General features: G+C 62.6%; 17 protein-coding genes. 5 read left to right on the top strand and 12 right to left on the bottom strand.

The window, feature by feature from the left end:
- Positions 1-33: 33 nt before the first annotated feature.
- The 7 genes from IVB31_RS16815 to IVB31_RS16785 all read right to left on the bottom strand — a co-directional run bounded on the left by IVB31_RS16815 (position 34) and on the right by IVB31_RS16785 (position 7,587).
- Positions 34-729: an ABC transporter ATP-binding protein gene (locus IVB31_RS16815; RefSeq protein ID WP_247324178.1), complete on the bottom strand. Its 696-nt coding sequence runs from the start codon at positions 727-729 to the stop codon at positions 34-36.
- Positions 722-1,456 carry an ABC transporter ATP-binding protein gene (locus IVB31_RS16810; protein WP_247324177.1) on the bottom strand — a complete coding sequence of 245 codons (735 nt, stop codon included), beginning with the start codon at positions 1,454-1,456 and terminating at the stop codon, positions 722-724. The genes IVB31_RS16815 and IVB31_RS16810 overlap by 8 nt, the downstream gene beginning before the upstream one ends.
- Positions 1,443-2,546 (bottom strand): branched-chain amino acid ABC transporter permease, encoded by a 1,104-nt coding sequence (locus IVB31_RS16805; RefSeq protein WP_247324175.1) that lies wholly within the window; start codon positions 2,544-2,546, stop codon positions 1,443-1,445. Before IVB31_RS16805 ends, IVB31_RS16810 begins: the two co-directional genes overlap by 14 nt.
- Before the next feature lie 6 nt (positions 2,547-2,552).
- Positions 2,553-3,767 carry a substrate-binding protein gene (locus tag IVB31_RS16800; protein ID WP_247324173.1) on the bottom strand — a complete coding sequence of 405 codons (1,215 nt, stop codon included), beginning with the start codon at positions 3,765-3,767 and terminating at the stop codon, positions 2,553-2,555.
- Between the two features lie 4 nt (positions 3,768-3,771).
- Entirely contained in the window at positions 3,772-4,629 is an 858-nt protein-coding gene (locus IVB31_RS16795) for a branched-chain amino acid ABC transporter permease (RefSeq protein WP_247324172.1), read from the bottom strand.
- 96 nt (positions 4,630-4,725) lie between these two features.
- Positions 4,726-6,240 carry an amidase gene (locus IVB31_RS16790; protein WP_247324168.1) on the bottom strand — a complete coding sequence of 505 codons (1,515 nt, stop codon included), beginning with the start codon at positions 6,238-6,240 and terminating at the stop codon, positions 4,726-4,728.
- A gap of 159 nt (positions 6,241-6,399) precedes the next feature.
- Positions 6,400-7,587 (bottom strand): substrate-binding domain-containing protein, encoded by a 1,188-nt coding sequence (locus tag IVB31_RS16785; RefSeq protein ID WP_247324158.1) that lies wholly within the window; start codon positions 7,585-7,587, stop codon positions 6,400-6,402.
- 179 nt (positions 7,588-7,766) lie between these two features.
- Between IVB31_RS16785 and IVB31_RS16780 the strand changes: the two genes are divergently transcribed.
- A complete protein-coding gene (locus IVB31_RS16780; RefSeq protein WP_247324156.1) occupies positions 7,767-8,201 on the top strand; it encodes a MarR family transcriptional regulator in 435 nt (144 codons plus the stop codon).
- Positions 8,202-8,347: 146 nt separating this feature from the next.
- Complete coding sequence (locus IVB31_RS16775) at positions 8,348-8,767, top strand: response regulator (RefSeq protein WP_247324146.1); 420 nt, start codon at positions 8,348-8,350, stop codon at positions 8,765-8,767.
- On the opposite strand, the gene IVB31_RS16770 is transcribed toward IVB31_RS16775, so the two are convergent.
- Positions 8,721-10,247, bottom strand: a complete 1,527-nt coding sequence (locus IVB31_RS16770; RefSeq protein ID WP_247324141.1) for a PAS domain-containing protein — start codon at positions 10,245-10,247, stop codon at positions 8,721-8,723. The genes IVB31_RS16775 and IVB31_RS16770 overlap by 47 nt on opposite strands.
- Before the next feature lie 330 nt (positions 10,248-10,577).
- Positions 10,578-13,418: a preprotein translocase subunit SecA gene (gene secA, locus IVB31_RS16765; RefSeq protein WP_247324136.1), complete on the bottom strand. Its 2,841-nt coding sequence runs from the start codon at positions 13,416-13,418 to the stop codon at positions 10,578-10,580.
- A 354-nt stretch (positions 13,419-13,772) separates the two neighbouring features.
- Here secA and IVB31_RS16760 point away from each other — a divergent pair, with 354 nt between their 5' ends.
- Complete coding sequence (locus tag IVB31_RS16760; protein ID WP_247324133.1) at positions 13,773-14,723, top strand: peptidylprolyl isomerase; 951 nt, start codon at positions 13,773-13,775, stop codon at positions 14,721-14,723.
- A 104-nt stretch (positions 14,724-14,827) separates the two neighbouring features.
- A complete protein-coding gene (gene argJ, locus IVB31_RS16755) occupies positions 14,828-16,069 on the top strand; it encodes a bifunctional glutamate N-acetyltransferase/amino-acid acetyltransferase ArgJ (RefSeq protein ID WP_247324131.1) in 1,242 nt (413 codons plus the stop codon).
- Positions 16,070-16,083: 14 nt separating this feature from the next.
- Here argJ and IVB31_RS16750 read toward each other — a convergent pair whose 3' ends face one another.
- The gene (locus tag IVB31_RS16750; RefSeq protein WP_247324129.1) at positions 16,084-17,442 is read right to left on the bottom strand and encodes a TadE/TadG family type IV pilus assembly protein; all 1,359 of its coding nucleotides are present in this window, start codon (positions 17,440-17,442) and stop codon (positions 16,084-16,086) included.
- Between the two features lie 139 nt (positions 17,443-17,581).
- Here IVB31_RS16750 and IVB31_RS16745 point away from each other — a divergent pair, with 139 nt between their 5' ends.
- Positions 17,582-17,992 (top strand): (deoxy)nucleoside triphosphate pyrophosphohydrolase, encoded by a 411-nt coding sequence (locus IVB31_RS16745; RefSeq protein ID WP_247324794.1) that lies wholly within the window; start codon positions 17,582-17,584, stop codon positions 17,990-17,992.
- 38 nt (positions 17,993-18,030) lie between these two features.
- Here IVB31_RS16745 and IVB31_RS16740 read toward each other — a convergent pair whose 3' ends face one another.
- The gene (locus IVB31_RS16740) at positions 18,031-19,200 is read right to left on the bottom strand and encodes an AIPR family protein (protein WP_247324127.1); all 1,170 of its coding nucleotides are present in this window, start codon (positions 19,198-19,200) and stop codon (positions 18,031-18,033) included.
- 220 nt (positions 19,201-19,420) lie between these two features.
- Positions 19,421-20,290 (bottom strand): methyltransferase domain-containing protein, encoded by an 870-nt coding sequence (locus IVB31_RS16735; protein WP_247324125.1) that lies wholly within the window; start codon positions 20,288-20,290, stop codon positions 19,421-19,423.
- Positions 20,291-20,520 lie beyond the last annotated feature (230 nt).

The following is a 20,520-nucleotide window of genomic DNA, read 5'->3' as shown; positions in this document are numbered from 1 at the left end:
CGCGATCAAGCGATCTGACTGCAGCTGAACTCCCTACGGCGCCAGATATCGCAGCAGCTCCGGATTGCCCTTCACCTCGCCCGCCTTGCCCTGCAGCGCGACGCGGCCACGGTCCAGCACATAGGCGTAGTCGGCGACCCGCAGCGCGAGGTCGAGGTGCTGCTCGACGATGATGACGGCGATGTTTTTCGCCAGCTCGATCAGGCGTTCGGTGATCTCCTCGATGACGCCGATCCAGACGCCTTCGGTCGGCTCGTCCAGCAGCAGCAGTTTTGGATCGCCCAGCATGGCGCGGCCGATCGCGAGCATCTTGCGCTCGCCACCGGAGAGCGTGCCGGCGGGCTGGTCCAGGCGCTGGCCGAGTTTCGGGAAGATGGTCAGCACGTGGTCGACGACGTCGGCCTTCCTGCTCGCGAGCGAGCCGACGGCGAGATTGTCGCGCACCGACAGCCGCGCGAACACCGAATGCTCCTGCGGCACATAGCCGATGCCGGCGCGCACGCGCTCCTGGGTCGCGCGGCGGCTGATGTCGCGGCCGTCGAAGGCGACCTCGCCCTTCCACGCCGGCAGCTCGCCGACGATAGTCTTCATCAACGTGGTCTTGCCGGCGCCGTTACGGCCCAGCACGGCGACACCGCCGCGCCAGGGAATGCCGAGGTTGACATCGAACAGGACCTGGCTGCGGCCATAGCCGGCGTCGAGATGCTTGATGTCCAAAAATTCAGGCACGGCGCAGATAGATCTCCTGGACGGATTTGTTGGCCTGGATCTCGGACACCGTGCCGGACGCCAACACCTTGCCCTGGTCGAGCACGGTGAGACGGTCGCAGATGTCGCGAATGAAATCGAGATCGTGCTCGACGATGACGAGCGAGCAATGCTGCTTGATCGGCTGCAGCAATTCGCCGGTGACGCGGCGCTCCTCCAGGCTCATGCCGCCGGTCGGCTCGTCCAGCAGCAGAAGTTTCGGCTTGCCGGCAAGCGCCATCGCGATCTCCAGCCATTGCTGCTGGCCATGCGACAAGGCTGCTGCCGCGTCGAAGGCGCGATCGGCCAGACGGAATTGGGTGAGCATGGTCATGACCTGATCGTGCAGCGCGACGCGGGTGCGCGACAATAGGAGATCGAGCAGCGAGGACTGCGCCTGCAGCGCGAGCAGGATGTTGTCGTAGAGCGTCAGCGACGGCAGCACGCTGGTGATCTGGAATTTCAGGCTCATGCCGGCCCGCGCGCGCTCGGTCGGCGTGAACGCGGTGATGTCGGTGTTGACGAAGGAGACCTTGCCCAGCGTCGGCACTTCGGCCCCTGCAATGCACTTCATCAGCGTGCTCTTGCCGGAGCCGTTCGGGCCGATCAGGCCGTGAAACTCGTTCTCGCCGACGGTGAGCGCGGCGCCGTCGAGCGCGGTGAGCTTGCCGAAGATTTTTTTGATGCCCGCGGCTTCAAGGAGCGGCATTGCGCTTCTCCTTGGTCTCTCTGGGTTTCGCACCGAAGCTTCCGACGCGCTCACGCTCTCCCAGCACAAAACTGATCAGGCCGAGCGGCCGGAACAGAATCACGAGCAGGAGCAGCAATCCCAGAATGATCGGCCAGATATCGCGGTAATTGTCCGACAGCCAGAAACTGACGCCCTCGACGATGACAGCGCCGATGACGGCGCCGATCAGCGTGCCGGAGCCGCCGAACAGGACGTAGAGCACCACTTGCGTCGAGATCACGACGCCGACCATGTTGGGCCAGACGAAACCTTCGTGGAAGGCATAGAGGCTGCCGGCGAGCCCCGCGACGGCGCCGCCGATCGCGAAGATGATCGCCTTCAGGTGCTGCGCCTTGTAGCCGAAGAAGGCGATGCGCTGCTCGTTCTCGCGCAGCCCCGCGAGCGCCAAGCCGAATTGCGAGCGCACCAGGAAACGGCAGAGCAGATAGACGACGACGAGGATGCCGAGCACGAGATAATAGAAGGACGGCCCTTCCGAGAATTCGTAACCACCGAGCGTCATCGGCGCAATCGAGGGGATGCCGTTCTGGCCACCGAGATAGTACCAGCCGCGCGCCAGTCGGTCGGCGGCATAGGAGCCGGTGAGCGTGCCAAGCGAGACGAAGATCACGCTGGAGGGATGCCGTCCCAGCAGCAGGAAGCCACCGAGCAGCAACGCGAAGGTGAGGCCGATGATGGTGCCCGCCGGCAGCACCAGGAAGATGTTGGTGACGTCGAGGTCGCGCGCGAGCAGTGCGACGCCGTAGCCGGCCGAGCCGAAAAACAGCGCCTGGCCAAAGCTCATGATGCCGGCATAGCCCCAGACCAGATCGAACGACAGCGCGAACAGCGCGAGGATGATCACGCGCGTCGCGAACACCGTGAGATAGTCCTGCAGCAGCAGCGGCGCGAGCAGCGCCGCGACGAGCACGACGCCCTCCACGATCGGCAGGACTTGTTGTCCCGAAGCGGATTGCTTCGTGGGTCCATGCTCAGTCATTACGACGTCCGCCTCCCCGCCGATGTCGGCGGGGATCGCCTGTTTCACTGCGCCCATCGACTTCAGCATTCCGCCTTAACATTCCTTGGGATCGACGAGACCGTCGCTGCGTCCGACGATCTCGTAGTTCCCGCCCTTGGCGACCGCGGTGTACATCTTCATCTTGCAGTGCCGCTTGCCCGGCACCATCTCTGCGGGTCCGCCGGGACCTTCGGCGATCTTGGCGTGATCAAGCGCGGCGGCAACCGAGTCGCGATCGACCTTGCCGGCCTCCTTGACGGCCGCCTCCCACAGCTTGAGGCCGCGATAGGTGCCGGTGGCGGCGCTGCCGGCGGCGAACAGGAAGTTGCCCGGGAAATCCTTCTCATACGCCGCCTGGATTTTTGCGTTGAACGCATCCTCCTTGGTCAGCACCTTGAAATAATCGAGACAGCTTGCGAGCCCCTCGATCTCGGCGGCCTGATTGATGTTGAGCGTGTTCTCGTCATAGTAGACGCAGGCCAGACGCCCGCCGTTCTTGAGGAAGCCCGCTTCATAGAGCTGCTTGAAGAACGGGCCGACGCCCGGCGGAATGACGGTGTTGAAGACGACGTCGACCTTGTTGGAGATGATGCGGTTGACGGTCGAGGAGAAGTCGACCTGGTCGAGCGGATAGTATTCCTCGAACACGACCTCGCCGCCGTTCGCCTCGATCACCTTGCGGGCGTAGACATTGAGCGTGTGCGGCCAGACATAATTGGCGCTCGGCAGCGCGAATTTCTTGCCGCCGTTCTTGATCAGCCAGGGGATGAATTCGTCGCATTGCTGCGCCGGCGTCGGTCCGGTGCAGAACAGGTAGGGCGTGCACTCCTTGCCTTCGTAGAGCTGCGGATAGATGTAGAGCGTCTTGCCGCGCGCCACGATCGGGTCCTTGATCGCGTTGCGCATCGACGAGGTGATGCCGCCCAGCACCATGTCAACCTTGTCGCGCTGGATAAGCTTTCGCACGTTGCCGACGGCGACGGATTCATTCGAGGCGGTGTCTTCGATGTAAAGCTCGAGCGGACGGCCGAGCAGGCCGCCGGCATCGTTCATCTGCTTGATCAGCATCTTGGCAACGTTGGCGTCCGCCGTGCCGGCATAGGCGATCGGGCCGGTGAGATCGGTGGCGATACCGACCTTGATCGGGCCTTCGGCCGCATTGGCCCAGCCGGCCGGGATCACCCAGCTGCCGACGCCGGTTGCGACCGCACCGGACGCAAAGGCGAAATTGGATAGAAAGCGGCGGCGTGAGAGCTGACGATCGAACATGTGACTAAACCCCTTTTCCAGCGATGAGGCCCTGCGGGCGAAATTTGATGAAGACAATGGCGAGAACGAAGACGAGGACGTCGGCGACGACGGGCGCCATCACCCAGGGCAGTGCAGCACTCAGCGTGCCGATGACGCCGGCACCCGCGACCGGGCCGATGAAGGAGCCGACACCGCCGACCATGACCGCGACAAAACCCTGGATCAGGAAGCGCAGGCCGAGATCGGCGTACAGGCTGAACACCGGCACGATCAGTGCGCCGGCAAGGCCAGCGAGCGCGGAGCCAAATGCAAAGGTGGCGCCGTACATCAAGGGCGTGGAAATGCCGGACGCGCGCGCCAGCGACGGGTTTTCCAGCGTGGCGCGCATGCGCAGGCCGAAGCTCGTGCGCGACAGCAGGAGATAGCAGCCCACCATCACCAGCAGGGTGATGACGATGATGGTGAAGCGCCAGGCCGAGATGTGCATGGCGCCGATGTCGATCGAGCCGCCGATCGGTTCGGGCACGGTGAGATAGAAGCCGCCGATCAAGCCACGCACGGATTCGCGGATGATGAGGCCGAGCGCATAGGTGCCGAGCATGGCCACGATCGGTGCTGCGTAGAAACGGCGGATGATCAGCGCCTCCAGCACGAAGCCGAGCGCACCGACCACGAAGGGCGCCGCCACCATGCCGGTCCAGATCGGCAGGCCCTTGGCGTGGGCGAGATAGGTGATGTAGGCCCCGAGCAGGACGAACTCGCCTTGCGCGAAGTTGAAGATGCCCATCATGCTGGCGATGATCCCGAGTCCCAGCACGATCAGGACGATGATCGCGCCAAAGCTCAGGATCTCGAACGCCGCGACGAACGCGTTAGCCATGCGTGGGATTCTTGTTTTGACGCGTTTTCTTGACGCGAACCGGGATCCACTTCGCTCGAAAACGCTTTGTTCCGTCCGTCTTCATCAAAACCTCGCTCACATCTTCTTCCAGTCGCCGACCTGCTCGAAGGCGTGAGCGGCGCGGTAGATGGTGGATTCCTCGAACATGCGGCCGACCAGCATCAAGCCGACCGGCAGGCCGTCGACCATGCCGCAGGGCAGCGACATCGCGGGATGATGGGTAATGTCGAACGGCGCGGTGTTGGAGATCATCTCCAGCGCACGGGCGACATAGTCCTCCCGGCTGGCATTGGGCTCCGGCAGCTTCGTCGCCTTCATCGGCGTGGTCGGCAGCAGCAGCAAATCGTATTCCCCGAACGCCTTGTCATAGGCCGCGGTCAGGCGCCGGGAGACGTTGAGCGCCTTGCCGTAGTAGCGGGGACCGAAATTGTTGTTGATGTAGGTGCCGAGCAGCAGGAACAGCTTTGTGGTCTCGGACAACGAGTCCGCCTGGCGCCGCCAGCCGCGGTGGAAATCCATCAGCGAGGTCGAGTACAGGTCGGACCGGCTGAGGCCATAGCCGTCGCCATACATCATGGTCTGGGTCATGCCCTCGGTGCCGATCGGCGTCCAGATCGCCGGGCCCATGAGGTGCATCGGGATCGAGACGGTCTCGACCGTTGCACCCAGATCCTTGAAACGCTTGGCGGCCTCGCGCACGCTTTCGTTGACGGCGCTCTCGGCGTTCGCCTGCTCGAAGCCTTCCTTGAGGATGCCGATCTTCATGCCCTTCACACCCTGGCCGAGCGCCTTGGTGTAGTCCTCGACCTTCGGTGCTTTGATGCGGGGATCGTAGCCGTCGTCGCCGGCGAGCACTTCGAGCAACAGCGCGTTGTCGGCGACCGTCGCCGTCATCGGACCGGTGTGATCGACAAAAATCTCGATGGGCATGATGCCGGTGTAGGGCACGAGGCCCCAGGTGGGCTTCATGCCGTAGGTGCCGCAGAACGAGGATGGCATCCGGATCGAGCCGCCCTGGTCGCCGCCGATCGCCATGTCGACCTCGCCAAGCGCGACGACGACGCCTGAGCCCGAGGACGAGCCGCCGGCCGAATAACCCATCTTGTGCGGATTGTGCACGGCACCGACCGCATTGGTGTGGCTGCCGCCGGACATGCAGAAGGATTCGCAATGCACTTTTCCGGCGATCTCGGCACCGGCATCGAGCATGCGTGTGACGATGGTGGCGTCGAAATCGGGCACATAGCCCTCCAGCGTCGCCGAGCCGTTCATCATGGGAACGCCGGCGAGCATGATGTTGTCCTTCAGCGCGACGGTCTTGCCCTTGAGCTTGCCGGAGCCAGCGCCCTTCACGGTCGACTTGCGATACCAGGCATTGCGCGGGTTCTCTTCCGCCGACGGCCGGTAGCCCGGCGTGCGCGGATATTTGACCTCGGGCACTTCATCCGGCATCGCACCGACCAGATTGTAGGCCTCGATCGAGCCTTGCATCAGGCCGCGGAACGAGGCCACGTCTTCATCGGTCAGCGCGAGGCCGCATTGCTCGGCGACGCTGCGAAGTTGGGCTGGCGTGGGAAGGGCAACTGTCACGGCGCTCTCCTTGAGGCTTCTTGGTCCCTGGCATCGGAGCCTCATGGACGCGCCTGCAGGGCGCGGGCCAGTCGGCTTCACGTCGATATTACAGACGGAAATATTTTCCTTTTCAAGTATTATTTTGGATTCGAGCGTGTGCGGATCGCCGCGCCGGTATCAGACCGGTTTAATCAGCTTGAAATCGAGACCATCTGCCCCGGCGAGATACATTTGCATCCGGGTGTGACCGTTCCTGACGGTGACGGGGCCACGCGCGCCGCCATAGACGATGTTGCGGCCAGCCGCGAGCATAGGCCCCATCGCCAACGTGCCCGCCTTGTTCGCCACGGCTTCGAGGAAGCGCAGTCCCTCATAGCTGGATTGACCGAGCGAGCCGATCGGGGGGCCGTTCGGTCCGAACATCGCGCGATAGCGGCTCTGGAAGTCGTCGTTGGCCCGCGATCCGATGCCGGGGAAATAGCCGGAGGCGCAGAACAGATTTTCGCTGTTGTCGGCGCCGATGCCGAGCAGCACGGTCTCGTCCATCGCCCCGGCGAGCCGCAGCGTCGTGGCACCAAGACCGCATTCGCCGAACGCGCGATTGAACGTGATGCTGTCGGTGCCGATCAACGAGATGAGAACGGCGTCCGGCCGCGCTGCGCGGATGCGCTCCAGATGGGGCTCGTGGTTATCTTCGCCGAGGGGAACGAACTCTTCGCCGACGACGTGGCCGCCGGCCTCCTTGATGTAGCGCTTCACCGCGCGGTGCGATTGCCAGGGCCAGACATAGTCGCTGCCGATCAGGTACCAGCGCGCCGCCTTCTTGACGTCGGCAAGCCAGTGGATCGACGGGCGGCTCTGCCAGCGCGGCGTCTCGCCGATCGCCATGACGCCCGGCGTCTGCTCGCCGCCCTCGTAGACGGGTGTGTAGATATAGGGGATGCGGTGGCGGGTGGTGACCTTGCGCAGCGCCATGCGCACCGCGCTGGTATGCAGTCCCACGATGAGGTCTATCTCATCGGAAGCGATCGCCTGCTCGGCACGGCTCAAAATCTCGTCGAGCGGACCGCCGGCGTCATAGATCGAAAGCTCGATTTCGCGTCCGAGAATGCCGCCGCGCTTGTTGATCTCGGCGACGGCGAGCTGCGCACTGCTTGTCGCGCACGGCCCCCAAACACCGGGCGAGCCGGTGCAGCAAATGAAGCCCCCGATGCGGAGCTTGTTGTGTGCGCCGCGGCGCTTCATGAAATGCGCGTCCGCCGGCGACAGGCCGAAATCCGCTGCCGCCGACGACAGATTCCTGAACAGCAAAGACGGCGGCATCGCCGGACCGTCGTGAGCCGGGAAGTTTACCGTCGCGCGCACGCCAACTCCTGTCTGGCACCAGACCTGAAAGCACATTGAGCAGGCGGCCGCGGCTTCCGCCCTTTTGTTAGGCAATCATCCTATTTTGAAAATATTGAATATTCAAGAATTGAAGTGCATATAGATGCAGCATTGATTGCAAGACATTCACTCATTTGGGTCAAGACGAAGTCTTAGCCGTGGCAAAACCGAACACCCCGATCACCGAACACCTCGCTTATTTGCTCGCGCAAGCCAACCGGGAGATCAACCGGCAGCTGGAACTGCGGTTGAGCAAGGAGGGCGTGCCCGTCGAGCAATGGCGCATCCTCAAGGTTCTCTCCGATGGTAGCGGCCATTCGATGGGCGAGCTCGCGGATGCCGTGCTGCTCAACCATCCGACGCTGACCAAGATGATCGACCGCATGGTCTCGGACACGCTGGTCTATCGCGTGCAGGATCCGAACGACCGCCGCAAGGTTTTGATGTTCATCTCCGACCGCGGCAAGGTGCTGAGCAAGAAGCTCAACTCGCTCGCGGTGGACCAGGAGGAGCACATCCTGGAGAGCTACGGCGACAAGTCGACGAGCGAGTTGAAGCGGCTGCTGGAGAGCTTGATCGACAGTTCGAATTGAGCGACTGCCGGCTCATCCAACCGCGGTCGTCGGCAGCGCCGCTACGCAATTTTCATTGCCGGAACAAAATCTGGAACGGCGGGTTAATTTCCGCTCGTTCCATCGAGCCCTGTTCGAGTCCGATTTGAGCAACGGCCGGGTCGCGAATGTCATCCACAGTGCTGATTGTTGAAGACGAAATCTTCGTCGCGACCGACATCGCTCGGATTATCGAAGATGCGGGCTATCACGTCGCCGCGATCGCGGCGGATCGGGAACAAGCCCTCGAAGCCGGGCCAAAGGCGCAAATCGCCCTGGTGGATGTCAATCTGCGCGACGGCCCGACCGGACCGCAGATCGCCTTGGATCTCTCGCGGAAGTACGGGATCAAGATCTTCTACGTCACGGCAAATCCCACGCAAATCTTGCCCAAGGCAGAGACCGCGATCGGCTTTATCCGCAAGCCGTTCAGCGATGACGCGATCCTGACCGCCATCCATCACGCATCGGGCAACATGGATCGTTGCAGCTGTCCGGAAGTCACGCTGTTTCAGGCGGCGGGCGGCTCATCGAATTCTTTGGGATAGTGACCACAACCTGCAGGCCACCCGGATTCCAGGAGTTGGAAATCCTTCCACCCAGTTGATTTGAAATACTGAGATCGATCAGCTTCGAACCAAATCCTTCCACGTTCGGGACACGCTCTATCTTCGGACCGCCGCTCTCGCCCCATTCGATGATGATGTCATGGGGCGATTCGCCGATCGCGATGGCGACGCATCCTTCGTGGGTCGAGAGCGCGCCGTACTTTGCGGCGTTGGTCGCCAGCTCGTGAAAAATCAGGGCCAGCGGCGTCGCAGAGCGGTCGTCAATGCGAAAATCCTCACCCGAGATGCGCACGCGTCGTGTCTCCGATTGATAGGCCGACAGGAGCTTTTCCAACAGACCCTTGAGCGTCGCCTGCGTTGCGGCTGGCCGAGATCGGGCGCTGTGAGGGCGCACGAAATCGTGGGCTTGTCCGAGCGACATGATGCGCGCGCGAAGCTCGTTCGCGAGGTCCTTGAGCTGGGGATGCCTGCGTGTCGACAGGCCTATCAGCCCATTGATGACCGAGAAGATGTTCTTGATGCGATGGCTTAGCTCCTGGCTCACCATTTCCCGCTGCTCCATCAGCAGCTTTTGGTCGTGGATGTCGGTGCAGGTTCCGAACCAGCGGGTGATGTGACCCTCGGCATCGCGGATCGGCAGCGCCCGCCCGAGGGTCCACCGATATTTACCCTCGGCGTCTCGCAAACGGTATTCGACCTCGTAAGGCTCGCCCGTTCTCAGTGAATGCCGCCACCGCTCCCAGGCCCTGTCCTGATCGTCCGGGTGGAACATGCCGTTCCAGCCCTCACCGTCGGTGGAGCCCTCGGGAACGCCCGTGAATTCGTACCACCTCGCATTGTAGTAATCGTGGTGCCCGTCGGGCAGCGTCGACCACACCATCTGGGGCATCGTGTCGGCGAGGATGCGAAACTTCTGCTCGGTCTCCGACAGCGCCTGCTTTGCAACTGCCTCATTTGTTTGCTGAAGCTTCGTCGACTTGCGAGATCCCAGGGCGGCCATCACCTGCGAGGCCATGACGCGGAGACCCTGCTGCTGCAGCGGCGTCAGGCCCTCCCTTGGAATACGATCGATGACGCAGAGCGAGCCGAGGGGAAATCCCTCATCGGTTACGAGTGGGGCCCCTGCGTAAAACCTGATGAACGGCTCTCCCGTCACCAGAGGATTGTCGGCGAACCGCGCATCCCTGGTCGCATCCGAAACGACCATGAGATCGGACCCCAGCATGGCATGCGCGCAGAATGACGTTTCACGGGGAGTTTCGCTGACGTCGAGGCCCTGCTTCCCCAGGAAGCGCTGCGTCGCGTCGCCCACGATGCTCACCAGGCAGATCGGCGTTTCACAGAGAGCGGCAGTGAACGCCGTGAGTTCGTCGAACCCCCCGTCATCCGAAAAATCCGCAAGTTCATGCGCTTCGAGGATCGCCGACCGGGACCGCGGCGGAGGGTCCAAGGATGTCATGAAGCAGTCTTCAGCGCGGCGCTACGGGATGCATCATCCCGCGCAATCAAGCCCGTCACCTGACCTGTGGAGGCATCATCACGTCGAGCCATCCCTACCCGCATCTCGCATGTCTGAACTTGGTCCGGACCAACACCCACCGCGTCTTTTGCGCGATGCAGTCCAAAGCGCGCCGCGCAAAACTTACCAAAGCGCCCGCGCAAAACTTACGATGTCTACAACACCGTTCGCCGCATACGGTTCCGGGCCGGCCCACGACTCGCTGCTACCGGCCCAGGCGATCAGCGCTTTACGAGCTGTCGTCTGGACCCGTCGACTTGAATGCGAGGCTTACGCATACCGCCCGTGACAGTGCTTGTACTTCTTGCCTGAGCCGCACGGACAGTCCTCGTTGCGGCCAATCTTGCCCCAGGATGCGGGGTTCTTCGGATCGCGAAGCGCCGCGTCGGTGGCTTGCGGGGCGAGCGAGACGTTGGCGATGGCCATCTCGTCCTCGCCGGTGTTCGGGTCGAACTTGTGCGCTTCCATCGGTGGCAGCATCGGGGCTTCCTGCTCCGGCGGGACGATCTCGACCCGCATCAGCTGCGCGGTGACGGCCTCGCGCAGATGCGCGCTCATCTCCTGGAAGAGGTTGAAAGCCTCGGTCTTGTACTCCTGCAGCGGATCGCGCTGGCCGTAACCGCGCAGGCCGATGACCTGGCGCAGATGGTCGAGCATGATCAAATGCTCGCGCCAGAGATGGTCGAGCGTCTGGAGCAGAATGGTCTTCTCGACGTAACGCATCACGTCGGGACCCCATTGCCCGACCTTGGCCGCCATGTGCTCGTCGGCGCGGGTCTCGATGCGGTTGAGCAGTTCCTCGTCGGCGATGCCCTCTTCCTTGGCCCAGTCGTCGACCGGCAGGTCGAGATCGAGCACGCGCTTCAGCTCTTCCTTCAGGCCCGCGACGTCCCACTGCTCGGCATAGGCATGTTCGGGCACGTGCTTGGCGACGAGATCGTCGATGAAGGCGTGGCGCATGTCGGTAACGGTCTCGGCGACGCTGTCGTCCTTCATCAAATCGACGCGCTGGTCGAAGATCACCTTGCGCTGGTCGTTCTGGACGTTGTCGAACTTGAGCAAATTCTTGCGGATGTCGAAGTTGCGCGCCTCGACCTTCTGCTGTGCCTTCTCCAGCGCCTTGTTGATCCAGGGATGGATGATGGCCTCGCCCTCTTGCAGGCCGAGACGCTGCAGCATGCTGTCGAGGCGGTCCGAGCCGAAGATGCGCATCAGATCGTCTTCCAGCGACAGGAAGAATTTCGAGCGGCCGGGGTCGCCCTGACGGCCGGAACGGCCGCGGAGCTGGTTGTCGATGCGCCGGGATTCGTGGCGCTCGGAGCCCATGATGTAGAGGCCGCCGGGCTTCTTCACGGTCTTGGCGGGCTTCGAACCCTTTGCCGGCTCGATCTCGACCTCTTCCTCGGCCTTCAGCACGATGTCGCGGAAGTGCTCGATGTCGGCCTTGATCTGCTCGATCTTCTTGGCCTTCTCTGCCTCGTCCTCGATGCCCCCAGTCTCCTGCTGGATGCGCATCTCCAGCGAGCCGCCGAGCTTGATGTCGGTGCCGCGGCCGGCCATGTTCGTCGCGATCGTGATCGCGCCGGGCACGCCGGCTTCCGCGACGATGTAGGCCTCCTGTTCGTGAAAGCGCGCGTTCAGCACCGCGAACAGTTTTGCCGGCTTGCCGGCGCGGGCCGCGGCGTACAGCTTCTGCATCGAATTTTCGTTGCCGAAATCGATCTGCCGGTAGCCGTGCTTCTTCAGATATTCGGCGATCACTTCCGACTTTTCGATCGAGGCAGTGCCGACCAGCACCGGCTGCAGTCGCGCGTTGGCGCGCTCGATCTCGGCCAGGATCGCGGCGTATTTCTCGTTCTGGGTGCGATAGACCTCGTCGTCCTCGTCCAGACGAGCGACCGACAGATTGGTCGGGATTTCCACGACCTCGAGCTTGTAGATGTCGAACAATTCGTCGGCTTCGGTCAGCGCCGTGCCGGTCATGCCGGCGAGCTTTTCGTACATCCGGAAATAGTTCTGGAAGGTGATCGAGGCCAGCGTCTGGTTTTCCGGCTGGACCTGGACGTGCTCCTTGGCTTCCAGCGCCTGGTGCAGGCCCTCGGAATAACGCCGTCCGGCCATCATGCGTCCGGTGAACTCGTCGATGATGACGACCTCGTCGTCGCGGACGATGTAGTCCTTGTCGCGGGTGAACAGCGTGTGGGCGCGCAGCGCCTGGTTGATGTGATGCACGATCGAGACGTTCTCGACGTCGTAGAGCGATTCGCCCTTGAGCTGGCCGGCATCGCGCAGCAGCGACTCGATCTTCTCCATGCCGGCTTCGGTGAGCGTCACCGTGCGCTGCTTCTCGTCGACGTCGTAATCGGTCTTGTCGAGCTTGGGCAGGAAGCCGTCGATGGTGTTGTAGAAATCGGAGCGGTCGTCGAGCGGACCGGAGATGATCAGCGGCGTGCGCGCTTCGTCGATCAGGATGGAGTCGACTTCGTCGACGATAGCGTAGAAGTGCGGCCGCTGGACCATGTCCTCGAGCCGGTACTTCATGTTGTCGCGCAGATAGTCGAAGCCGTATTCGTTGTTGGTGCCGTAGGTGATGTCGCAGGCATAGGCCAGCTTGCGCTCGGAATCGTCGAGCCCGTGCACGATCACGCCGGTGGTCATGCCGAGAAAGCCGTAGATCTGGCCCATCCAGCCGGAGTCGCGGCGGGCGAGGTAATCGTTGACGGTGACGACGTGGACGCCCTTGCCGGCGAGCGCGTTGAGGTAGACCGCAAGCGTCGCCACCAGCGTCTTGCCTTCGCCGGTCTTCATCTCGGCGATGTCGCCCTCGTGCAGCACGATGCCACCGATCAGCTGGACGTCGAAATGGCGCTGGCCGAGCGTACGCTTGGCGGCTTCACGGACCGTGGCGAAGGCGGGCACCAGCAGATCGTCGAGCGTCTTGCCCTCGGCGAGCTGCTGCTTGAACTCGGCGGTGCGGGCCTTGAGCGCCTCGTCGGAGAGTTTCGAGACCTCGGGCTCCAGCGCGTTGATCGCGTTGACGCGGGACTGATATCCCTTCACCCGCCGGTCGTTGGCGGAGCCGAAAAACTTGCGGGCGAGCGCGCCGATCATGACTAGTTCCTGTGTTCGCGATTCAACCGCGTTGCAGCCAAGAGGTTGTCACCCGCCTGCCTATCAACTCACCGTGACGCCTGATGGCGCCGGAGCCCCGACGTCGGGGGTCCATCCGCCATATGGGTGGGAGTTGGGCAAGTCCGGGTTCAACGGCCAAAAACGCAGCAAAATAAACGCCATCGCCATGGACGCGACCGGCCAGAGATATGGCCCGGTCAGGGCCTTGTCAACGGCGGGCGCATTGCGGCTAATTCATCATTTTGACAGACTTTTCGCGTTGCCAAGGCCCCCTGAATTGGGCGAGTGTCCGCCGCGCTCGAGCAGCCCCCTGCTTCAACAAAAGGATTTTCCATGACCACCTCGTTCCCGGTAATCACCGGCCAGCGTTTCCGCCACGCGTCGGCCCTGGCTGGCAGCCTTGCCCTGGCGCTGACCCTGGCGTTCGCAGGCCCGCTCCGGGCCGCCGACGATCCGGTGCTGGCGAAGGTCAATGGCGTTGAAATCAAGAAGAGTGACGTCGCCATGGCCGAGGAGGAACTCGGACCGAGCCTCGCCCAGATGGACCCCGCGACCAAGGACGAGAACGTCCTGTCCTTCCTGATCGACATGAAGATCGTCGGCAAGGCTGCCGAGGACAAGAAGATCGCCGACGGCGAGGAGTTCAAGAAGCGCATGGCGTTCGCCCGCAACCGCCTGCTGATGGACAATTTGCTGGCCCAGGAAGGCAAGGCCGCGACCACCCCAGACGCCATGAAGAAGGTCTATGAGGAGGCCTCCAAGCAGATCACCGGCGAGCAGGAAGTGCGCGCCCGCCACATCCTGGTCGAGACCGAGGACGAGGCCAAGGCGGTGAAGGCCGAGCTCGACAAGGGCGCAGATTTCGCAGAGCTCGCCAAGAAGAAGTCCAAGGATCCGGGCTCCGCTGACGGTGGCGACCTCGGCTTCTTCACCAAGGAGCAGATGGTGCCGGAATTCTCGACCGTGGCGTTTGCGCTGGAGCCGGGCAAGATCTCCGACCCCGTGAAGTCGCAGTTCGGCTGGCACATCATCAAGGTCGAGGAAAAGCGCAGCCGCAAGGCGCCTGATTTCGAGCAGGTCAAGGCCCAGATCGAGCAGTATGTGACCCGCAAGGCCCAGGCCGACTACGTCGCCAAGCTGCGCGCGGAAGCCAAGGTCGAGCGGATGGACCAGCCGGCGGCGGACGCCAAGCCGGATGCCAAGTCGGATGCAAAGTCGGATGCAAAGCCTGCCGATGCGGCGAAGCCCTCCGACAGCAAGATGGCGCCTCCCGCCAAGAAGTAAGAATCTGCTGTCACTTCGGTGACGCCAAGGGTATCTAAGCATCGCAATGGCCGGGCATCGCCCGGCCATCTGCATATCCAGACCTCACCAAGGCGCGCCCAACGATGTCCTCAGCCGTCTCCCCTCTCGCCCCGAAATCTGTTCCCGACATGCCCACCATCGCGGGCGTCCGCCTTGCAACGGCCGAGGCCGGCATCCGCTACAAGAACCGCACCGACGTGCTGCTGGCGGTGATGGACAAGGGCACTGCGGTCGCGGGTGTCTTCACCAAATCGAAATGCCCCTCCGCGCCGGTGGAATGGTGCCGCGCCAAGCTGAAGGGCGGCAAGGCGCGCGCGCTGGTGGTCAATTCCGGCAATGCCAATGCCTTCACCGGCAAGACCGGCCGCAGCTCCACCGCGCTGACCGCGAAGATCGCGGCCAAGGCGGTCGGTTGCACCGAGGGCGAAATCTTCCTGGCCTCGACCGGGGTGATCGGCGAGCCGCTGGATGCGACCAAATTCGACGGCGTGCTCGGGCGTCTGGCGGAAACCGCCGAGGCCGGCGACTATCTGGCAGCCGCCAAGGCGATCATGACCACCGACACGTTCCCGAAGGTCGCGACCGCGACCGTGAAGCTCGGCAAGGCCAAGGTCACGATCAACGGCATGGCCAAGGGCGCCGGCATGATCGCGCCCGACATGGCGACGATGCTGTCGTTCATCTTCACCGACGCGCCGATCGGGCCCGCCGCGCTGCAAGCTTTGCTCAAGAGCGGCGTCGAGGACACGTTCAACGCGGTGACGATCGACGGCGACACTTCGACCTCGGACACGCTGCTGGCCTTTGCGACCGGTGCTGCCGCCGAACAGGGCGCGCCAAAGATCAGTCGCGCCAGCGACCCGCGCCTGAAGGCCTTCGTCAAGGCTTTCAACCAGGTGCTCGCCAATCTGTCCGAGCAGGTGGCCCGCGACGGCGAAGGCGCGCGCAAGCTGGTCGAGATCACGGTCGAGGGCGCCAAGACCAAGGCCTCTGCGCGCAAGATCGCGATGTCGATTGCGAACTCGCCGCTGGTGAAGACTGCGATCGCCGGCGAGGACGCCAATTGGGGCCGCGTGGTGATGGCGGTCGGCAAGGCCGGCGAGCCGGCCGATCGCGACAAGCTCTCGATCTCCTTCAACGGCATCCGCGTCGCCAAGAGCGGCGCGCGCGATCCGTCCTATGACGAAGCGCAGGTGTCGGAGGCGATGAAGGCGCCGGAGATCGCGATCAAGGTCTCGCTCGGCCTCGGCAAGGGCCGCGACCGCGTGCTGACCTGCGACCTCACCAAGGAGTATATCGCGATCAACGGGGATTACCGGTCGTAGCGTCCGCTACACCCTCACCCCGAGATTCGCGCGTCGGCAAGCGCCTTCTTGAACAGCGCGTCCATCGCGTCCGAAATTCCCTGGGTCGGGCTGACCTCGAAATAGAATCCCGGCGAAGCGCAGCTCTGCATGTTCTGCGCGATCTTGCTGTTCGGAGACGGGCCCCACGTCCCGGCGTTGAAGGGCGCGACCCACATGTCGTACCAGGAGTCGGTAGGGGGCTGATATGTCGTGTACAGCACCGCAATCTTGATACCGCGGTTCTTGAGGGTCGTGCAGAGCGCCGGATTGATCGGCGACTGACAACGGTTCGTTGGCGTGTAAAGTGGATACGAGCCGGGCCAGACGCTGCACGCCGTCGTGCTCGAGTTGGTTTCGTCGGCGACGCCATCGGATACAAAGAACAGATATTTCAGCGGTGACGCGGATGTGCCGGTTCCCGACGAGGCGATTTCGGTATTGATCGCAGGAAAAATAGTCGTGAAGGGCGTGTCTTTATCGGCGGTATACGAGTCATTCTGACCGGCCACCGCCATCAGGTCGATGTTTCCCGCCGCGGTCTTGGCGGACGTCAGGCTTGATGAGAGCGAGAATAGATTTCTCAATCCGATCGTCGCCGACGCGGCGCCGAAATCGTAGATCGCCATTCTGAACTGGTTCGAGTAGGTCTGCGTGTTCTTGGCCGTGTCCATCAGGTTCGCGCTTGCCTGGCGAACCACGTCGATTCGGGTCGTGATGCCATTTGCTTTGGCTATGTCGTAGTTGCTTGTGCCAGCGCTCTTGGAGGTGTCGTGACACGCGAACGCGCATCCACCCGTCTTTCCCTGCAACTTCGTTATGTCTGTCGGCGTCGCCGCAACTCCCATCGACGGCGAATTGTCCAGCAGGAGGTAGAAATCGACGTAGAGCGGCATGTTGGCCGTTGACGTCGACGTGCCGCTCATGACCAGCGACGACTTGCCGATCAGGCCGAGAAACATGGTGTTGATGGTGGCGGTAAACGAAATCGTCGAGGTGATGGTCGAGCCGGTCTTGACCATGCTCGGGGTGACGCTATTGAGCGTGTAGCCGGTCAGATTGGAGCGATTGGCGTTGAAGATGTTCTGGGCATCGGTGACGCCGACCGGGATCGGGCCATCCGACGTCATCGAGCCCGCGGCGGCAAAGCCCGGCGAAGCCTTGGCAAGCGAGCCAACGCTGGCGGCGTCGGCCGCGGCCTGAAGCTTCGAGCGGAGCTGCGTCGCGCGGGAGTAGTCGATCGCACTGCCGACGAAACTGATCAGGGGGACGCAGCAGATTGCGAAGATCACCGCGATATTGCCGCGTCGGTCGCGGACGAACCGGCGGATGATGGTGCGAAACGCAGCGCGCATGGATCGGGCCCGGAATGGTTAAAGCGTTTCCACTCTAGGAACGGTCGATTAAATATGACTTATGGAGACCTCGGAAACGTGGACCGTAACGGGGTTAACGAATCGTTTCGGACGATCTTCAGTGAGCGACATCGCAGGCATGGCCGATCTCAAACTGACACTGGTGGTGGCCTGCGCGCTTGTCGACGCCGACAAGCGCGTCCTGATCGCGCAGCGTCCCCCGGGCAAGACGCTGGCCGGCCTCTGGGAATTTCCCGGCGGCAAGTGCGAACCCGGCGAGCGCCCGGAGCAGAGCCTGATCCGCGAGCTCCAGGAGGAGCTCGGCATCACCGTCGCCGAACCCTGCCTGGCGCCGCTGACCTTCGCGAGCCACGGCTACGAGACCTTCCACCTGCTGATGCCGCTCTACATCTGCCGGCGCTGGGAGGGACAGGTCACGCCGCGCGAGGGCCAGACCCTGGCCTGGGTTCGCGCCAACAAGCTGCGCGACTATCCCATGCCGCCCGCGGATATTCCGCTGATCCCGCATCTGATTGATTTGCTGATGTGACGTACTGGGAGCCATAGCTCCCAGTACGGAGCGTTGCTTTAGTTGGTCTCAAGGTAGGCAACGCGCGCCGCCTGATAGCAGGCCTGCCAAACGAGCGGTGACTTACCGGTCTTGGATGGATTTCGAGCGTCGAGAGCGAAATTGCCGATCGTGTCGGCAAGTGTCTCACCAAGACCGTTTTGGAGCATTTGACGCGGATCAAGACCCTTACCCCACACATACCGACCGCCTTTTTCTTCGATCAAAGCACGGAAGCCGCCAAGAATGGGATAGGTGAAACCTGCCGGAACGCCATACTTGGAATCCTTGTTGATGAATTCCAGATGCGCTTTGTGTTTCCCCTTGTAAGTTGTGACGCCGGTAAGGTGGCCAAACTTGCCACCACGAACCTTATTGTAGAGGTCTGGAAGCTGGAGCTGGATCAGATCGTAGAGCTCTAGGATGTCCGCTGCGAGCGGGTAAATCTTCTGATACGACTTGGTGTGATCCTTAAAGTGCTGCAAGCACGCAGCTTTCGAGCGGTAAGCGTTGATGGGATGGACCTTGTCATCAAAGTGATCTCGCTCGAACGCAGTAAGTATGGCGATAATATCCCGCACGTCGATTGGCTTTTGATCGCCGTTAGGAAGAACCTCATACTCCTTGTACGCGATTGCTTCGGCGTAGGACTCCTTTGCGAGCGCCTTCTTTAGCTTATCGAACTCGCCACTCAGATTCATTAAGCTCTGATCGCGAACCTGATTGGATGTATTGCGTGCATCAACCAGCTGAGGGATATCCTCCGGCCTGAAGCCTTCCAGTATCTCTATCCGCACATACTGCGGCTCTTCCAATGCGTCTCGTTCTTCCAACAAGATGTTGTATGTGTGCCCACCATCAAGGAGCCCATGCAGAACGGGATCACGCAGACTGACTGTGAGCTTTCCGCTCTTGTTGTCGAATTGAACCGACTCGACTGACAGAACAATTCCACGGTTCATGAAGACGAAAAGCTCTGGCTGATCGCTAACGCTTGCACGAATTTTCGCTGGGACCGCCCCGCTCAACTTCGGATCGCGGACGTTGATCTTCCGCCACTCCGAAAGATCCGGCAGATCGCGCAAATCGACCATCGCGAAATAGTCGCGATAACCTTGCTTATGAATATGTTGAGGGGCTTCAAGATTCCGGAATGAGACAACCGGAAAGGTCAGCTTCGAAAGCTGCATGTTAGTTCTCCTTTGCAAGGGCATGGCCCTGTGCGGTCAACAGCCTGAGGGAACGCCCCTGCAGGATGCGCCTGCCGAATGGCAAGGCTCCCACAGCCTGCCCGCGAATCAAAGGTTCGTCAAGCAGCCTGCTCGATTACCCTTGAATCAAGACGGTTTGCGACGTGACCATCCATGGACAGGCGGGTAACCGTCATACCGACGATGAGCGGTATCCCGCTCAGGTCTCCCCCGCCTTCTTCACCGCCTCCGCCAGGCTCGCCTTGGCCGACCCCGGCTTCAGCGGCTGCTGCTGGCTCGCATGTGGGGCCCAGCCGGAGAGCCAGATGATGTCGAACGTCGCGCGGATGCGGCCGTCGGCATCGGCAAAGCGCTCGGCATAAATCTCGGCCATCCGCAGCAGCGTTGCGCGACGGCTCGGTGTGCGCCGCCGCTCGATCAGCACATTGGCCGCACCCATGCGGCGGAGATCCTGCATCAGCGCGAACGCATTGGCGTAACGCACCACGACGCGGTCAACATCGGTGACCGGCAGCGCGAAGCCCGCCCGCTGCAACAATGCGCCGATGTCGCGTAAGTCAGCAAACGGCGCGACGCGCGGCGACACGCCACCCTCGCATTCGGCTTCCGCCGCGGCAAAGGCCTGACGCAGCTCGGTCAGGCTGTCACCGCCGATCATCGCGGCCAGCAGCAGGCCGTCCGGCTTCAGCGCGCGGCGGATTTGCGCGAGCACGCCCGGCAAGTCGTTGACGAATTGCAGCGCCAGCGCCGAGACAACGAGGTCGAGACTTTCCGGCGCGAAGGGAAGTTTCTCTGAACCCGCGGCGTCGAGCGCAATCCGCTGGATCGACGGCAATCGCACGCGCAATGCCGCAAGTCCCTCACCGGGCGTCCAGAGATCGGCCGCCGCGTGAAACTCGCGCATCACCGCAGCCAGCCGGTCGGACATGTCTTCGGCGACACGGTCGAGCAGGAAGGTGACCTGGCCCTGCCCCTGCGCGCGCCCGTGCCTTGCATGCAGCAGGGCGCGGTCGAACAGAGCGGGCGGGGTTTGCGAGGTCTGAGCCATGCCGCTGGTTACGCCGAACATGCGGGCGATGGCAATCTCTCGTGTCCCGGACGCGCTGCAGCGCTCTTACGCTGCTGCGCAGAACCTGGACCCAGGCTTCCGTGCACGCGCTGCGCTGCGTCCGGGGCACGAAACCCCGCTTGAGCGGCCAATCGCATGACGCTAGCCTCGTCTCATGGAAGCCTCCGCCCCCGCCCGTTCCATCGCCGCGCCGCTGCGGGCTGCGTGGGCGGCCGGCCGTCACATGCTGT

This window comes from Bradyrhizobium sp. 21, from assembly GCF_023073335.1.
Lineage (GTDB): Bacteria > Pseudomonadota > Alphaproteobacteria > Rhizobiales > Xanthobacteraceae > Bradyrhizobium.
Note: the sequence above shows the minus strand (reverse complement) of the source record. Positions and strands in the feature narration are given on the sequence as shown.

Coding starts and splice junctions, on each gene's coding strand:
- IVB31_RS16810 (WP_247324177.1), bottom strand. CDS start 1,456: ATGCCGCTCCTTGAAGCCGCGGGCATCAAAAAAATCTTCGGCAAGCTC.
- IVB31_RS16805 (WP_247324175.1), bottom strand. CDS start 2,546: ATGCTGAAGTCGATGGGCGCAGTGAAACAGGCGATCCCCGCCGACATC.
- IVB31_RS16800 (WP_247324173.1), bottom strand. CDS start 3,767: ATGTTCGATCGTCAGCTCTCACGCCGCCGCTTTCTATCCAATTTCGCC.
- IVB31_RS16795 (WP_247324172.1), bottom strand. CDS start 4,629: ATGGCTAACGCGTTCGTCGCGGCGTTCGAGATCCTGAGCTTTGGCGCG.
- IVB31_RS16775 (WP_247324146.1), top strand. CDS start 8,348: ATGTCATCCACAGTGCTGATTGTTGAAGACGAAATCTTCGTCGCGACC.
- IVB31_RS16770 (WP_247324141.1), bottom strand. CDS start 10,247: ATGACATCCTTGGACCCTCCGCCGCGGTCCCGGTCGGCGATCCTCGAA.
- secA (WP_247324136.1), bottom strand. CDS start 13,418: ATGATCGGCGCGCTCGCCCGCAAGTTTTTCGGCTCCGCCAACGACCGG.
- IVB31_RS16760 (WP_247324133.1), top strand. CDS start 13,773: ATGACCACCTCGTTCCCGGTAATCACCGGCCAGCGTTTCCGCCACGCG.
- argJ (WP_247324131.1), top strand. CDS start 14,828: ATGTCCTCAGCCGTCTCCCCTCTCGCCCCGAAATCTGTTCCCGACATG.
- IVB31_RS16750 (WP_247324129.1), bottom strand. CDS start 17,442: ATGCGCGCTGCGTTTCGCACCATCATCCGCCGGTTCGTCCGCGACCGA.
- IVB31_RS16745 (WP_247324794.1), top strand. CDS start 17,582: ATGGCCGATCTCAAACTGACACTGGTGGTGGCCTGCGCGCTTGTCGAC.
- IVB31_RS16740 (WP_247324127.1), bottom strand. CDS start 19,200: ATGCAGCTTTCGAAGCTGACCTTTCCGGTTGTCTCATTCCGGAATCTT.
- IVB31_RS16735 (WP_247324125.1), bottom strand. CDS start 20,290: ATGTTCGGCGTAACCAGCGGCATGGCTCAGACCTCGCAAACCCCGCCC.